This is a genomic window from Nioella sp., from assembly GCF_965215655.1.
In the GTDB taxonomy this organism is placed as follows: Bacteria; Pseudomonadota; Alphaproteobacteria; order Rhodobacterales; family Rhodobacteraceae; genus Nioella.
The window spans coordinates 3,657,825-3,673,888 of record NZ_OZ244111.1; the positions used below are offsets into that span (position 1 = coordinate 3,657,825).

General features: G+C 63.8%; 12 protein-coding genes. 11 read left to right on the top strand and 1 reads right to left on the bottom strand.

Annotated elements, in window-relative coordinates; translation table 11 throughout:
* Window positions 1-18: 18 nt before the first annotated feature.
* The 3 genes from ACOOEX_RS18215 to ACOOEX_RS18225 all read left to right on the top strand — a co-directional run bounded on the left by ACOOEX_RS18215 (window position 19) and on the right by ACOOEX_RS18225 (window position 4,179).
* Window positions 19-1,548: a glutamate synthase-related protein gene (locus ACOOEX_RS18215; RefSeq protein WP_420396154.1), complete on the top strand. Its 1,530-nt coding sequence runs from the start codon at window positions 19-21 to the stop codon at window positions 1,546-1,548.
* 57 nt (window positions 1,549-1,605) lie between these two features.
* On the top strand, window positions 1,606-2,898 hold the full coding sequence (locus ACOOEX_RS18220; protein WP_420396155.1) for an NAD(P)/FAD-dependent oxidoreductase: 1,293 nt from the start codon (window positions 1,606-1,608) through the stop codon (window positions 2,896-2,898).
* A gap of 78 nt (window positions 2,899-2,976) precedes the next feature.
* Window positions 2,977-4,179, top strand: a complete 1,203-nt coding sequence (locus ACOOEX_RS18225) for a winged helix-turn-helix domain-containing protein (RefSeq protein WP_420396156.1) — start codon at window positions 2,977-2,979, stop codon at window positions 4,177-4,179.
* A 6-nt stretch (window positions 4,180-4,185) separates the two neighbouring features.
* Here the strand turns inward: ACOOEX_RS18225 and ACOOEX_RS18230 are convergent, their stop codons facing one another.
* A complete protein-coding gene (locus ACOOEX_RS18230) occupies window positions 4,186-5,106 on the bottom strand; it encodes a PLP-dependent cysteine synthase family protein (protein WP_420396157.1) in 921 nt (306 codons plus the stop codon).
* Window positions 5,107-5,212: 106 nt separating this feature from the next.
* Between ACOOEX_RS18230 and ACOOEX_RS18235 the strand changes: the two genes are divergently transcribed.
* The 8 genes from ACOOEX_RS18235 (at window position 5,213) to ACOOEX_RS18270 (ending at window position 16,062) form a co-directional block, all read left to right on the top strand.
* On the top strand, window positions 5,213-6,124 hold the full coding sequence (locus tag ACOOEX_RS18235) for a rhodanese-related sulfurtransferase (RefSeq protein ID WP_420396158.1): 912 nt from the start codon (window positions 5,213-5,215) through the stop codon (window positions 6,122-6,124).
* Window positions 6,121-7,185 carry an AbrB family transcriptional regulator gene (locus ACOOEX_RS18240; protein WP_420396159.1) on the top strand — a complete coding sequence of 355 codons (1,065 nt, stop codon included), beginning with the start codon at window positions 6,121-6,123 and terminating at the stop codon, window positions 7,183-7,185. The genes ACOOEX_RS18235 and ACOOEX_RS18240 overlap by 4 nt, the downstream gene beginning before the upstream one ends.
* A 147-nt stretch (window positions 7,186-7,332) precedes the next feature.
* Window positions 7,333-7,887, top strand: a complete 555-nt coding sequence (locus tag ACOOEX_RS18245) for a helix-turn-helix domain-containing protein (protein WP_420396160.1) — start codon at window positions 7,333-7,335, stop codon at window positions 7,885-7,887.
* A gap of 11 nt (window positions 7,888-7,898) precedes the next feature.
* Window positions 7,899-10,346 carry a GcvT family protein gene (locus ACOOEX_RS18250; protein WP_420396161.1) on the top strand — a complete coding sequence of 816 codons (2,448 nt, stop codon included), beginning with the start codon at window positions 7,899-7,901 and terminating at the stop codon, window positions 10,344-10,346.
* Window positions 10,343-11,239: a homocysteine S-methyltransferase family protein gene (locus tag ACOOEX_RS18255; RefSeq protein ID WP_420396162.1), complete on the top strand. Its 897-nt coding sequence runs from the start codon at window positions 10,343-10,345 to the stop codon at window positions 11,237-11,239. Before ACOOEX_RS18250 ends, ACOOEX_RS18255 begins: the two co-directional genes overlap by 4 nt.
* Before the next feature lie 11 nt (window positions 11,240-11,250).
* The gene (locus ACOOEX_RS18260; protein WP_420396163.1) at window positions 11,251-13,695 is read left to right on the top strand and encodes a GcvT family protein; all 2,445 of its coding nucleotides are present in this window, start codon (window positions 11,251-11,253) and stop codon (window positions 13,693-13,695) included.
* Entirely contained in the window at window positions 13,692-14,525 is an 834-nt protein-coding gene (locus tag ACOOEX_RS18265) for an isocitrate lyase/PEP mutase family protein (RefSeq protein ID WP_420396164.1), read from the top strand. The genes ACOOEX_RS18260 and ACOOEX_RS18265 overlap by 4 nt, the downstream gene beginning before the upstream one ends.
* Window positions 14,518-16,062, top strand: a complete 1,545-nt coding sequence (locus ACOOEX_RS18270) for a trimethylamine methyltransferase family protein (RefSeq protein ID WP_420396165.1) — start codon at window positions 14,518-14,520, stop codon at window positions 16,060-16,062. The genes ACOOEX_RS18265 and ACOOEX_RS18270 overlap by 8 nt, the downstream gene beginning before the upstream one ends.
* The last annotated feature ends 2 nt before the right edge of the window (window positions 16,063-16,064 follow it).

The following is a 16,064-nucleotide window of genomic DNA, read 5'->3' on the forward strand; positions in this document are numbered from 1 at the left end:
ACGCACGCAGGAGGCCCCATGACCGAAACACCCATCATCGCCGCGAAAAGCCCGGCCAAGGTCGAGTTGACCGAAGGCGAGAGTTATACTTGGTGCCGCTGTGGGCGGTCGAAAAACCAACCCTTCTGTGACGGTTCGCATCGCGGCACGGGGATCACTCCCGTATCGTTCAAGGCCGAGGAAGCTGGCACGGCGTTTCTGTGCCGCTGCAAGGCCACAGGGAACGCACCGTTCTGCGACGGGACCCATTCCAGGCTGGAGGGGCTGGAGCCCGGCGACGCCTCACCCCCGCCGAAGAGCGATGCGCCCAAGGCGGAACCCACACCAGAGGAGCCGACCGTGGCGCGTATCCACGCGCTGGCGCGCGATGGCCTGAACCAGCTTGGGCATCACGGTGAGATGGGGGCCATGGGCGTGCCGCGAAAGGACCTGCCACATTGGGATGACCTGCAGATCCTGCCCGCTCAGATGGCGCGCAAGCCGCTGCTGGATGACGCGCCGGTATCGACCAAAGTGGTGATCGGGCCGCGGGCGGCGAGGCCGCTGGAGCTGGATATTCCGCTATTCGTGTCCGATATGAGCTTTGGCGCGCTGTCGCTAGAGGCCAAGGTGGCGCTGTCGCGCGGGGCAGAACTGGCGGGGACCGGGATATGTTCGGGCGAGGGCGGGATGCTGCCAGAAGAGCAGGCCGAAAATTTGCGCTACTTCTATGAACTCGCCTCGGCCCGCTTTGGCTGGCGGCCTGACCTGGTGGAACGGGTGCAGGCGTTTCACTTCAAGGGCGGTCAAGGGGCCAAGACCGGCACCGGCGGGCACCTTCCGGGCAACAAGGTGACCGAAAAGATCGCCGAGGTGCGGGGGCTGAAGAAGGGACAGGACGCGATTTCCCCCGCGACCTTCCCCGACCTGACCACGCCTGCCGATTTTGCAAAGCTGGCCGAAGAGGTACGGGAGAGGTCCGGGGGCATTCCCATCGGTTTCAAACTGTCCGCCAACCATATCGAGGCCGATATCGACTTCGCGCTGGAGGCGGGGGCCGACTACATCATCCTCGACGGTCGGGGCGGGGGAACGGGCGCTGCGCCGCTGATCTTCCGGGACCACATCTCGGTGCCGACCATCCCGGCGCTGGCCCGCGCAAGGCGGCATCTGGATGCACGCACGGGGCGCGAGGTGACGCTGGTCATCACCGGCGGGCTGCGGGTGGCGGAGGATTTCGCCAAGGCGATGGCGCTCGGGGCCGATGCGGTGGCGGTGTCGAACTCGGCCATTCAGGCCGTGGGCTGTGTGGCCGCGCGCATGTGCAACACCAACAATTGCCCCACCGGGATCGCCACGCAGAAGCCAGAGCTTCGCAGGCGGCTGGATGTACAGGTCAGCGCCGAGCGGCTCGCGCGGTTCTTCGGGGCTTCGGTGGAGCTGATGCAGGTGCTGGCACGGGCCTGTGGGCATGACAGCCTGTCGGGGTTCCGCGAGGACGATCTGACCAGCTGGAAGAAAGAGATGGCGGAGCTGAGCGGCGTGCGTTTCGCGGGCGTGGGCGTGTAACGGCGATTGACCGGCGGCGCGCACGCGTGTTCGGTGTCGGGCAGAGAGGTGCCCGACATGATCGCCAACGAACGCCCCGTCATCGCCGACAGCCTGTGGACCGCCACGGCCAACCCCGCGCCAGACTGCCCGCCTCTGGTGGGCGAGGTGGAGGCGGATGTGGCCATCGTCGGGGGCGGGTTCACCGGATTGTCGGCTGCGCTCCACGCCGCTGAGGCGGGGCTTCGCGCCGTGGTGCTGGAGGCTGAAAGCCCCGGTTGGGGTGCATCGGGGCGAAATGGCGGGCAGGTCGATCCGGGACTTTATGTCGACCCGGATGAGGTCGACGCGCGGTTTGGCCCAGACATTGGCGCGCGAATGGTGGATTACATGGGGCGGTCGGGGCAGATGGTGTTCGACCTGATCGAGCGGCACGGCATCCAATGCGACGCGCGGCCCGTGGGTTGGATCAGAGCGGCGCATAACGCGGCAACGCTGAAGGATATTCACGGCAAGGTGGATCAATGGCAAAGGCGCGGGGCCGATCTTCGGTTTCTGGACCGGGATGCGCTGACCGGGATGCTTGGGACCGGGGTCTATGCTGGCGGGCTGATCGACATGCGGGGCGGCAACCTGCATCCTCTGAACTACACGCTCGGGCTGGCGGATGCGGCCATGCGGGCCGGGGCGGCGGTGCATGGGCAGTCACGTGTTGTCAGTGCCAGGCGGGAGGGCGCCACTCATGTGCTGCGCTCATCGCGTGGCGCTGTCCGGGCGGGCAAGGTCCTGCTTTGCACCAACGGCTATACCGACGGGCTGGCTCCACCCCTTGCGCAGGAGGTCGTGCCGGTCCGGTCCGTTCAGGTTGCGACCGACCCGCTGCCCCCAGATGTGGCGGCGAGCATCCTTCCGGGGCGGCAGGCGCCCTCTGACCTGCGGCGCCTGTTGCTCTATTTCCGCATGGATGCGGCGGGGCGGTTCATCATGGGCGGGCGCGGGGCCTATGCTGACCGGGCAACGCTGGCGCGGATGGAGTCGCTGCGAAAGGTCAGCGTGAAGATGTACCCGCAGCTTGCGCCCTATGGCTGGCGGCATGCCTGGGGCGGGTTCATCGCGGTCACGCCCGACCATTACCCGCGTCTGGTGCGGATGGGGCCGGGGATGATGGCAGGGCTTGGCTATAACGGGCGCGGCGTGGCGCAGGCCACGGCCATGGGCAAACTGATGGCCCAGTGGGCAGCGGGGCGCCCCGAAGCAGAGCTGGATTTCCCCGTGACCGACCCGCAGCCGATCCCGTTCCACGGGCTGCGGCGGCTTGGCGTGGCGGCGACGGTGGCGAAGTATCGAATGCTGGATGCCTTGGGGCTGTGATAGCCTGACCGGGCAATTCTCTTGCTAAATGGCGGGAAACCTTCAATCCTTTAGAGGAAAAGGAGATCGCCCCCATCCATGCGATATGAATTCGCCGATTGCCTGCTGGATACGGAGAGCTTCAAGCTCTTTCGCAACGGTGCGGCGCAGCCGGTTGAGCCGCAGGTGTTCGACCTGTTGCGGGTGCTGGCGGAAAACGCGGGCAAGCTGGTGTCGCGGGATCACCTGATCGAAGAGGTCTGGGACGGGCGTATCGTGTCGGAGGCGACGATCAGCGCCCGGATCAATGCGGCCAGAACCGCTGTCGGGGATGATGGCAAGGCGCAGGCGATCATCCGCACCGTTCCGCGACGGGGGATCGAGCTTGTGGTGCCAGTGCGCAGCGGTGCGGACCCGGTTGACGCCGCTCCTTCGCCGGTTTCCAGGACAAAGATGAATCAAACGATCCGCTACACGACCTCTGCCGATGGCACGCAGCTGGCCTATGCGATCTCGGGGAATGTGGATGGGATGCCGCTGTTGCGGGCCTCGCACCACGTGTCTCATCTGGAGCTTGAGTGGAACAGTTCGTTCTACCGGCCAACCTTCGACGCGCTTGGCGAGAGGCACAAGCTGATCCGTTTTGACATCCGGGGCGCGGGGTTGTCTGACCGTGCGGGCGATGATCATGACATTCAGCGCCACGTGGAGGATCTGGTTGCCGTGGCCGATTCCGCGGGGCTGGAACGGTTCGCGATCCTCGCCAATCTCAACAGCGCGCCGGTGTCGATCCGCTTTGCCTCTGAAAATCCGGATCGGATCAGCCGCCTCGTCATTCAGGGCGGCTATGCCCGCGGGCGCGCTCTGCGGGGCGGCAAGCAAAGCCAACCCGGCGAAGATCCTTTCATTTCATTGCTTCATGGCAGTGGCTGGGGTGATCCGCAGAACGGATACATGCGGGCATGGGCGACGATGGCCGTGCCGACACTCAGCTACGAAGATGCCACGCGGTTTATCGAACTGATTGCCGGGGCCTGTTCAGGCGAGGATGCGCTGCATAGCAGGGTGGCGATTGACCGGTTCGACGCGCGTGACAGGATGGCGGAGGTCAAGACGCCTACTCTTGTTATCCATCCCCGCAACGACAGCCTGCATCCGCTTGCGGAGGCGCGGATGATCGCAGCGGGTATTCCGGGGGCAGAGTTCCACGTGGTCGAAAGCGCGAACACGATCTGCCTTGCACCTGATCCCACCTGGGCCGAACAGATCGGGGCAATTCTGGAGTTCCTGGCCCGCGACTAGGCTTCGTTAGCCATAGATATGACCGCCTAGGTATTTCGCGCCGGTATCGCAGGAGATTGTGACGACGCGTTTGCCGGGGCCGAGTTCCCGCGCCAGATCAATCGCCGCGACGACATTCAACCCGGTCGAGCCGCCACCGAAGACGCCTGCCTCTGCGGCCAACCTGCGGCACATGGCGAAGGCAGCGTCCTGATCGACGGTTCGGATATCGGTCAGGCGCGTCCGGTCGAGGAAGGGCGGCTCAAAGCCGACGCCGATGCCTTCAACCTTATGCGGTCCGCCTTTGCCCGTGGTCAGAAGCGGTGATTGCGCCGGTTCCAATGCGATCACGTCAGGGGTCTGGCCAGCCTTGGCAAGCCCGTCCGCCGTGCCCATAAGCGCGGCCCCCGTCCCAACGGCAGACACCAGCATATCCACGCGCCCCAGACGGGCGGCAATCTCTTGCCCCATCGGGATGTAGCCTGCGCGCACATCGGGGGAGCCGAACTGGTCGGCATAGAAACTGCCGGGTTCCGCAGCCAGCGCATAGGCGCGGGATTTCATCCGCTGGATCAGCTCGGGCGTTATCGTGCTGTCAGAGGGTTCGACCAGCACCTCGGCCCCGAAGGCATCCATCGCCTGTTGCTTGCTGCGTGAGAAGGCATCGGAAAAGACCGCCGTAAAGCGCAGACCTAGAACCGCCGAAACAAAGGCCAGCGCCGTGCCGGTGCTGCCACCGGTATATTCCACCACGCGGTCACCTTGGGTCAGGTCGCCCCGTTCCATCGCGCGGGTCAGGACAGACACGGCCATGCGGTCCTTCATGGACCCGGTCGGGTTGCCACCTTCCATCTTAATCCAGATCTCTGCTCCGCCCTCAGGCTCGAACCCCTGAAGCCGGACCATGGGCGTCCCGCCAATCGCGCCTAATGCCGTGTCAGTCTGCATGCTGCATTCCCCCATTGCCCGGATCTACCAACTGTGACTCCTTGGCCCGATACGATCAAGCTGGCCCATCTTGAAGCCCCCTGTGTGGCGGGTGTATGGAAACCGCATGTATACTGTTGCTGCGCTCTACCATTTCACCCGGTTCGAGGACCCTAACGCCCTGCGCGCGCCCCTGCGCGTCCTGTGCGAGGCGGAAGATGTGCGCGGCTCGCTGCTGATCGCGTCAGAGGGGATCAACGGCACCATCGCAGGGCCGCGCAAGGGCATTGACGCGGTGCTGGCGCATATTCGCGCCCTGCCCGGCTGTGCCGATCTGGAATGGAAGGAAAGTACCGCAACCGAGGCACCGTTCGCGCGGATGAAGGTGCGGCTGAAGAAAGAGATCGTCACCATGGGCGTACCCGGCGTCGATCCCAAGGCGAAGGTGGGCCATTACGTCAGGCCCGAGGACTGGAACGCGCTGATTTCCGCGCCGGATGTAGCGGTGATCGACACCCGCAACGACTACGAGATTGCCATTGGCACATTCGAGGGCGCGGTGGACCCGGAAACCGCGACGTTCCGGGAATTCCCGGCATGGTGGGAAGAGAACAAGGACCGCTTCCACAACAAGCGGATTGCGATGTTCTGCACCGGCGGCATCCGCTGCGAGAAATCCACCAACTACCTGATCGAACAGGGGGTGGACGAGGTTTATCACCTCAAGGGCGGGATCCTTCAGTATCTGGAGGATGTGCCGGAGGAAGAGAGCCTGTGGCACGGGGAATGCTTCGTCTTCGATGAACGGGTTTCTGTCGGACACGGGCTGAAAGAGGGGCCGCATCTGCTGTGCCGGGCCTGCCGCCGCCCGCTGCTGCCAGAGGACACGAAGCGCGCCGAGTATGAACATGGCGTGTCCTGCCATCAGTGTCTGGAAGAGCATAGCGACGCGGATCGTGCCCGGTTCCGCGAACGGCAGAAGCAGATCGAACTGGCGAAGGCACGCGGTGAACGTCACCTAGCCGGTGGCCCGGTTTGAGTTCCGACGCGACCCTGTTTCAAACGACATCCGCGCGCACCGCGCTTGCCCTGCTGATCGGGATTGGATCGGGCGTCTTCGCCTATCTGATCGGCATGCCGCTGCCCTGGATGCTGGGGCCGATGATTGGCAACACCATCGCCGCGATTCTGCATGCCCCGATTGCGCCGCCCGCCCGGCTGCGCCCTATCGTGATCCCGATTATCGGGGTCATGCTCGGGTCTGGCATCACACCAGAGGTAATGGACGCGCTTGGTGATTGGGCGATCAGTTTTCTTGTGCTGCCCCCCTTTCTGATCGTGGCCGCCGGGGCGTCGTTTCTGTTTTACAGGCTGATCGGAAAGTACGACCCCATCACCGCCTATTTCAGTGCCATGCCCGGCGGGTTGAACGAGATGCTGATCCTAGGGGCCGAACAGGGCGGCGATGAAAAGCGCATCGCGCTGGCACATGCCAGCCGGATTCTGCTGGTCATCGGTTTCGTGGCGCTGTTCTTCGGATTGATCCTCGGCGTGACGTCTGGCGGGCAAGGTGGGGCCGTCTGGGTCGGGCTATGGGAACTGGACCTGACCGATTACGCGGTGCTAGCGGCCTGCGCGGTTGCGGGGGTATATCTGGGCAAAGTGTTGCGGTTACCCGCCGCGGCGGTTCTGGGGCCTATGCTGCTGTCGGGGATCGCGCATTTCTTCCACATCGTCGAAGTGCCTCCGCCCACGGTGCTGGTGATCGCGGCGCAGGTCGTCATGGGTACCGTCATAGGCTGCCGCTTCATCGGGGCGAGTGCGCGCGAGGTGGGACATGACCTGTTCCTGGGCTTCTTTTCGACCGTCGGGATGCTGATCACCGGGGTGGGGTTTGCCGCCGTGGTTGCGGCACTGACCGATACCGACCTGAGCCAGGCCTTTCTGGCCTATTCCCCCGGCGGCCTGACCGAGATGAGCCTGCTGGCCTTCGCCATGGGCGGCGACATCGCCTATGTCTCGCTGACGCATATCGTGCGGATCGTGATCGTGATCTTCTCCGCCCCGCTGGTCTTTCGCTGGCTCGGGCGCGGTGGCTGATCCCTTCTTCATTTCCTGAGTTTTCCAAAAACGACGCTCAAGGCGTCGCTTTTTTCCTTATTTTCAAGGGAGATGAAAAAACCTTTGACAATTTCACGGGCGCATTGTGAATGTTTCAAGCGAAATTTCACGGACGTCGACTGAACCATGCAACATCCCTCCCTCGGAGCTGACCTCAGATCCCTGCGCAAGCTGCGCGGGTTGACGCTGGAGGATATGGCCGAGCGGTTGGGCAAATCGGTCGGTTGGATCAGCCAGGTGGAACGCGATATCTCCACCCCCCGCGTCAGCGACCTGCGCGAGATTGCGAAGATCTACGAAGTGCCCCTGTCGCTGTTCTTCGGCAAGGCCACAGGCCCGGAAAACGAGATGGGCCGCGTGGTGCGCGCCGCCAATCGCCGGAAGGTGGGCGAGCAGGATGGCGGGCTGGTCGAGGCGCTGCTGTCGCCCGATCTGACAGATTCCTTCGAAGTGGTGCACTCGACATTTCAACCCGGATCGTCGCGCATGGAGCGGACCTCCCGCCCCACTCAGGAACTGGCCTTCGTCATGTCGGGCAAGCTGGACATCTGGCTCGATGACGACGCTTTCACCATTCGCGCGGGCGACAGTTTTCGCGTGCGCGACCAGTCTTACCGTTGGGCCAATCCCTATGATGAGCCCGCCGTCGCAATCTGGGTGATCTCACCCCCCGTCTATTGAAAGGATCCGCCATGGCTGATTTCCCCACATCCGCAAAGGTCGTCATCATCGGGGGCGGTGCCGTTGGTGCGTCGAGCCTCTATCACCTTGCCAAGAAGGGTTGGACCGACTGCGTTCTGCTGGAAAAAAACGAGCTGACGGCCGGATCGACCTGGCACGCGGCGGGGAACGTGCCGACCTTCTCGACATCCTGGGCCGTCATGAACATGCAGCGCTATTCGACCGAGCTTTATGCGCGCTTGGGCGAAGAGGTGGATTACCCGATGAACTATCACCAGACCGGCTCGATCCGGCTGGCGCATTCGAAAGAGCGGATGCAGGAGTTCGAACGCGCCAAGGGGATGGGCCTGCAACAGGGCATGAACCTTGAGATCCTGACGCCTGAGGAGGTGAAGGAGCGCTATCCGTTCATTGAGACGCATGACATCAAGGGCGCGCTCTATGATCCGAACGATGGCGATATCGACCCGGCGCAGCTGACGCAGGCGCTGGCCAAGGGCGCGCGCGACATGGGGGCAAAGATCATCCGCTTCTGCCCCGCGACGGGTGTGACGCAGAAAGAGGATGGCAGCTGGATCGTCCACACCGACAAGGGCGATATCGCCTGCGACTACGTTGTGAACGCCGCGGGTTATTACGCGCAGCAGGTGGGCGAATGGTTCAAGCCCTATGGCGGGCGCACCGTGCCGATGATGGTGATGAGCCATCAATACGTGCTGACCGAAGAAATCCCCGAGGTCGAGGCATGGAGCAAGGAAAACGGCCGCAAGCTGCCGCTTCTGCGCGATGTGGACGTGTCCTACTACTTCCGGCAGGAAAAGCACGGGTTCAACATCGGCCCGTATGAACCGAATTGTAAGGCGGAATGGGCTGGATCGCCCGATGAGGTGCCGAACGATTTCAGCTTCCAGCTTTGGACGGATGATCTTGAGCGCATCGAGGACATCGTTGCGGATTCGATGGAGCGTGTACCGCTGGCCGCAACCGCCGGGATCAGCCGCATCATCAACGGCCCGATCCCCTACGCGCCGGACGGGATGCCGCTGCTCGGGCCGATGCCCGGCGTGAAAAACGCCTTCGAGGCCTGCGTGTTTACCTTCGGGATCGCGCAGGGTGGCGGGGCCGGCAAGGTTCTGGCGGAATGGATCGTCGATGGCGCGACCGAATGGGACATGTGGGCCTGCGATCCGCGCCGCTACACCGACTACACCGACCACGAGTACTGCGTCGCCAAGGGGATGGAGGTATACGGCAACGAATACGCCATGCATTTCCCCTGGCACCGCTGGCCCGCCGCGCCGGACCGCAAGCTGTCGCCAGTGCATGACAAAGTGAAAGCGCTCGGCGGCGTGATGGGCGACTATAACGGGTGGGAACGGGCCAACTGGATCGCGCAGCCCGGTGACGACACCAGCGAGGACAGCACACACACCTGGGGCCGCTCTGGTCCTTGGGAGCAGCGGATCAAGGAAGAATGCGAGGCGGTGCGCGATGCCTGTGGCGTGCTCGATCTTCCCGGCTTCTCTCGCTTCTGGGTGAAGGGCGAAGGCGCAGACGAATGGCTGCGCGGCTTCTGCACCGGGGGCATTCCCAAGGTAGGGAGGATCGGCCTGATCTATGTCTCTGACCATCGGGGCCGCATCCTGACCGAGATGAGCTGTATCCGGCTGGAGGAAAACAGCTTCGTCCTGATCACGGCGGCAACGGCCCAGTGGCATGACGGGGAATTGGTGAAACGGTCGGTGCCCGAGGGCGTCACCGTGACCGAGACCACCCGCGACCGGGACTGTCTGATTGTGGCGGGGCCGACCTCGCGCGATGTGCTGGCCGGGTTGACCGATGCGGACCTGACGCAAGGCTGGCTGACCCATCAGCATGCAACCGTCGCCGGAAAACCCGCCTTCCTGATCCGGGTCTCCTTTACCGGGGAACTGGGCTGGGAGGTCCATGCCGCGAACGAAGACATGCCCGCGATCTACGAGGCGATCATCGACGCGGGCGCCAAGCCCTTCGGCATGTGGGCGCTGAATTCCCTGCGGATCGAAAAGGGCTATCGCGCGTGGAAGGGCGACCTTTCGACTGATTATTCCCTCTTCGAAGGCGGGCTCGACCGGTTCGTGAAGCTCGACAAGCCGCAGGATTTCACTGGCAAGGCCGCGCTGATGGCCGAGAAACAGCAGGGATCGAAGAAGCGCTTCGTCACGCTGATCGTGGACGCGGGCGATTGCGACGCACCTTACATGTCCTGCCTCTGGCATGACGGGCAGATCGTGGGCGAAACCACGTCCGGGGCCTGGGGCTACCGCGTGGGGGCGTCGGTCGCGCTTGGCATGGTGCGGGCCGATCTGGCCGTTCCGGGTACGGAACTGGAGGTGGAGATATATGGCGAACGGTTCCGTGCGGTGGTGCAGGAAGACCGCCCGCTATGGGACCCGGAAAACGAAAGGCTGCGTGCGTGACGGCGGTCACCCTTCTGGACGGGTCTATCGGGCAGGAACTGGTGCACCGCGCCGGGGATCGTCCGACGCCGCTGTGGTCCACTTCGGTGATGCTGGACCGGCCAAAGCTGGTGCGCGCAGTCCATGGCGACTACTTCGACGTGGGCGCGACCATTGCCACCACCAACACCTATTCAGTGTTGCGCGACCGGCTGCGCCCTGAAGGTCTGGAAGATTGCTTTGCCGATCTGATCGAAACGGCTCTGGCCGAGGTGGAAGCTGCGCGCGATGCCCATGGCGGTGGCCGGATTGCCGGGTCGCTTGGGCCGCTGCGCGCCTCCTACCGGCCCGACCTCTGCCCGCCTGAGGACGAGGCTGCGACCGCCTATGCGGAACTGGTGCGCCTGATGGAAGGGCGGGTTGACCTGTTCCTGATCGAAACCGTGTCGTCGCTCCTGCAGGCGCGCGGTGCACTGGCAGGCTGCGCCGGGACCAAGCTGCCGGTCTGGCTGTCTGTGTCGGTCGATGATGAGAACGGCACGCTGTTGCGGTCTGGCGAGACGTTAACGCAGCTTGCAGCAGTGGTGGAAGCGTTCCACCCCGACGCAGTGCTGGTCAACTGCTCCCGCCCCGAAGCCATATGTACGGCATTGACACTCCTCAGGCCGCTTGGGCTGCCCATTGGGGCCTATGCCAACGGGTTCACGAGGATCTCCGATGGCTTTCTTCAGGATCGCCCGACCGTGGATGCGCTGAGCGCCCGCAAGGATCTCGGCCCTGCCGAGTACGCTGACTTTGCCATGGGCTGGGTCGATGCAGGCGCCACGATTGTCGGGGGCTGCTGCGAGGTTAGCCCCGCCCATATTGCTGAACTTGCCCGGCGGCTGACCGCCGCAGGCCACAAGATCGTCTGAGGAACAAGTAGATGTCCAAGATCCCCTCCCACGCGCGTGTTGTCATTATCGGTGGCGGCGTGTCCGGCTGTTCGGTTGCCTATCATCTGGCGAAACTGGGCTGGAAAGACATTGTGCTGCTGGAACGCAAGGTTCTGACCTGCGGCACGACCTGGCACGCGGCGGGCCTGATCGGTCAGCTGCGCGGCAGCCAGAACGCCACCCGTCTGGCGAAGTATTCCGCCGATCTTTACGTGAAACTGGAGGAAGAGACCGGCGTTGCCACGGGGATGCGGCAGAACGGGTCCATCACCGTCGCGCTGACCGAGCACCGGTATGAAGAAATTCTTCGGCAGGCCACTCTGGCCCGCGCATTTGACGTGGATGTGGCCGAGATCTCGCCCGAGCAGGTGAAGGAGATGTATCCGCATCTCAATGTCTCTGACGTCGTGGGCGCGGTGCATCTGCCACTCGATGGTCAGTGTGATCCCGCGAATATCGCCATGGCCCTGGCCAAGGGCGCCCGGATGCGCGGTGCGCAGGTGATCGAGGGCGTGAAGGTCACGGGCGTGACCCAGGCAAATGGCGCGGTCACGGGCGTCGATTGGGAAAGCGGCGGCGATGCCGGGCATATCGCCGCTGATCTGGTGGTGAATTGCGGCGGTATGTGGGGCCGAAACCTGGCAGCGGCGTCTGGCGTGACCCTGCCGCTTCATGCCTGCGAGCATTTCTACCTTGTGACCGAAGCCATCGAGGGGCTGAACCGCCTGCCGGTGCTGCGGGTGCCCGACGAATGCGCTTACTACAAGGAAGACGCGGGCAAGATGATGCTGGGGGCCTTTGAGCCTAAGGCCAAGCCCTGGGGCATGAACGGCATCCCCGAGGATTTCGAGTTCGACAGCCTGCCAGAGGATTTCGACCATTTCGAGCCCATTCTGGGAATGGCCATGAACCGGATGCCAATGTTCGAAACAGCGGGCATCCACACCTTCTTCAACGGGCCGGAAAGCTTCACCCCCGATGACCGTTACTATCTGGGCGAAGCGCCTGAGCTGCGCGGGTATTGGGTCGCCGCCGGGTACAACTCCATTGGCATCGTGTCCTCCGGCGGGGCAGGCATGGCGCTGGCGCAGTGGATGGAGGATGGCGAACCACCCTTCGACCTGTGGGAATCCGACATCCGCCGGGCGCAGCCATTCCAGAAAAACCGCAAGTATCTGAAGGAACGGGTCAGCGAAACGCTCGGCCTGCTCTACGCTGATCACTATCCTTACCTGCAGGTCACAACCTCGCGCGGGGTGCGCCGGTCGCCGTTGCATGAGCACCTGAAAGCGCGCGGTGCGGTCTTTGGCGAGATGGCCGGGTGGGAACGCGCCAACTGGTTCGCCTTCGACGGTCAGGAACGTGAATACCGCTACGACTGGAAGGGCCAGAACTGGTTCGAGAACCACAAGGCCGAGCATATGGCGGTGCGTGAGGGTGTGGGCCTCTTTGACATGACCAGCTTCGGCAAGATCCGGGTCGAGGGGCGCGATGCTCTGGCCTTCCTTCAGCGGCTTTGCGCGGCTGACATGGACGTGGCACCGGGCAAGATCGTCTACACCCAGATGCTGAATAATCGCGGCGGCATCGAGTGCGATCTGACCGTGACGCGCCTGTCCGAGACGGCCTTCTTCCTCGTGGTGCCGGGGGCGACCCTGCAACGCGATCTCGCTTGGCTGCGGCGGCATCTGGGGGATGAGTTCGTCGTGATCACCGATGTGACCGCGTCTGAGGCGGTGCTTTGTGTGATGGGCCCGAAATCGCGTGAGTTGATGCAGGCGGTCAGCCCCGATGATTTCTCGAACGAGGCGCATCCCTTTGGTATGGCGCGCGAGATCGAGATCGGCATGGGACTGGCCCGCGCGCATCGCGTGACCTATGTGGGCGAGCTCGGGTGGGAGATTTACGTCTCCTCCGACATGGCATGCCACGTGTTCGAGGCACTGGAAGAGGCGGGCGCCGGGATGGGCCTGAAGCTGTGCGGTCTGCACACGCTGGACAGCTGCCGGACGGAAAAGGCCTTCCGCCACTTTGGCCATGACATCACCGATGAGGATCACGTGCTGGAGGCGGGGCTCGGCTTTGCGGTCAAGGCAGACAAGGGCGATTTCATCGGCCGCGATGCGGTGTTGAAGAAGCGTGAGGAAGGATTGCAACGGCGGCTGGTGCAGTTCCTGCTGGAAGACCCGGAACCGATGCTCTTCCACAACGAGGCGATTGTGCGTGATGGAAAAATGGTCGGCTATCTGACCTCTGGCAATTACGGTCATTTCCTCGGGGCGGCTGTGGGGCTTGGCTATGTGCCCTGCGAAGGCGAAAGCGCGGCGGATGTGCTGGCATCCAGCTACGAGATCGAGATCGCCGGAAAACGGCACAAGGCGATTGCCAGCCTGAAACCGATGTATGACCCCAAGGCCGAACGGGTGAAGGCATGAGGCTGACTGCCCGCCACGACAGGTTTGCAGAGCTGCATAGCGCGGGTTGTTTCGTGATCCCGAACCCGTGGGATATCGGATCGGCCCGGATGATGGCGGCCATGGGCGCGCAGGCCTTGGCCACCTCCTCGGCGGCGCAGGCGTTCACCCTTGGGCGGCCTGACATGGGCACCATCACGCGGGACGAGGCACTGGCCCACGCGGAAGATATCGTCGCGGCGACCGGCCTGCCGGTATCGGGCGACTTTGAGAACGGCTTTGCCGATGACCCTGACGGTGTGGCCGAGACCATCCGGTTGGCGGCAGAGGCGGGTCTTTCGGGCTGCGGGATCGAAGACACGCAAATGGTGGCAGACAACCCGGCCTATGAATTCGATCTGGCGTTGGAGCGGATCCGCGCCGCAGCATCAGCCGCCCGCGGTCTTGGCCGGCCCTTCGTGCTGGTGGCCCGCGCCGATGGCGTGATGAACGGCACCTATGACCTGGCCGAGGGCATCCACCGTTTGCAGGCATTCGAGGCGGCAGGGGCCGATTGCCTCTATCTGCCTGGTCCGCCGGGAAAGTCAGAACTGGCGCAGGTGCTGGCCTCGGTTTCGGCCCCGGTCAACGCGCTGGCCGCCGGACCCTTGAAAGACATGACGGTGGCCGAAATGGCCGCCATGGGCGTGCGTCGAATTTCAACCGGCAGCCAGATCGCCCGCGTGACCCATGCCGCGATCCGCGATTGCATGGGCGCGATGCTGAACGACGGACATTTCGAGCCGCTGAAACAATCGGCCTCGGGTGACGATATCGACATTCTGCTGAATGGAGGAATGGCAGATGACTGAGGCAACAGAACCCCAAGCGCGTAGCCGCCGATCCGGTGGCCGCGCCGCCCGCAAGGCCCTTCGCTCGGCACCGCCCGCGGAACACACCCGGTCCATCCGGCCTGGCATGCCCGGCGGCACTTTGAAACCCCTGACGGATGCGAGTATCGAGCGCATCCACAAGGCCGCGCTTCAAGCTTTGGAAACCATCGGCCTGTCGGGGGCACCGGAGTCGGGCATCGAGATCCTGACCGGGGCCGGGGCGATCCTTGGCGATGACGGGCGTATCAGGTTCCCCGCTGCCCTGGTTGAGGACACGCTGGCCATGGCGGCGCGCGATATCACCCTGTGTGGGCGCGATCCGCGATATGACATGCACCTGTCCGGCACCAACACCCATTTTGGAACAGCAGGCGCGGCGGTGCATCTGGTCGATTTGGAAACCAACAGCTACCGCGAATCCACCGCGCAGGATCTGCATGACGCGGCCCGGATCACGCAGGCGCTGGACAATATCCATTTCTTCCAGCGGCCCATGGTGTGCCGGGATATTCCCGATAACCTCGATATGGATCTGAACACCATCTACGGCGCAGTTGCAGGCACCACCAAGCATATCGGCACCTCCTTCTCGGACCCGTCCCATGTCGAGAAGTGTTTCGAGCTGATCTATATGCTGGCGGGTGGCGAGGCGGCCTATCGGGAACGGCCCTTCATCTCGAACTCCAACTGCTTTGTTGTGCCGCCGATGACCTTCGCAACCGAAAGCTGCGAAACAATGGAGGCCTGCATTCGCGGCGGAATGCCGATCCTTCTGCTGTCGGCTGGCATGGCTGGGGCCACGGCGCCCTCGACCATCGCAGGGGCGATCACGCAGGGGGTTGCCGAGTGTCTGGCTGGGCTCGTCTATGTCAACGCCATCGCGCCAGGGCATCCGGCGATCATGGGCACCTGGCCCTTCGGGCTGGACCTGCGCACAGGGGCCATGTCGATCGGGTCCGGTGAACAGGCGCTTCTGACGGCGGGCTGCGCGCAGATGCACCAGTTCTATGGTCTGCCGGGCGGGGCTGCCGCAGGCGCTTCGGATAGCAAGCTGCCAGACATGCAGGCTGGATGGGAACAGATGTGTTCCAACGTCATGGCCGGGCTGTCGGGGGTGAACATGGTTTACGAGGCGGCGGGGATGCATGCCTCGCTGCTCGGCTTCTGCCATGAGTCGCTGATCCTGGGTGATGACCTGATCGGCCAGGCCCTGCGCTGCGTGCGCGGGATCGAGGTGGATGACGAGACGCTGGCCCTCGATCAGATGGCCGAGGTCTGCCTTGGCGGGCCGGGCCACTACCTCGGCACCGACCGGACGCTGGCGCGGATGGAATCGGACTTCGTCTATCCGAAATACGGCAACCGGATGAGCCCCAAGGAATGGGCAGAAGCCGGCAAACCGATGCTGCTGGACGCCGCGACGGCCAGGAAACAGGCGATCCTTTCCAGCGCGCCGAACCTGATCTCGCCCGAGATCGACGTCGCGGTGCGTCAGACGTTCAATATCGTGATCTGATC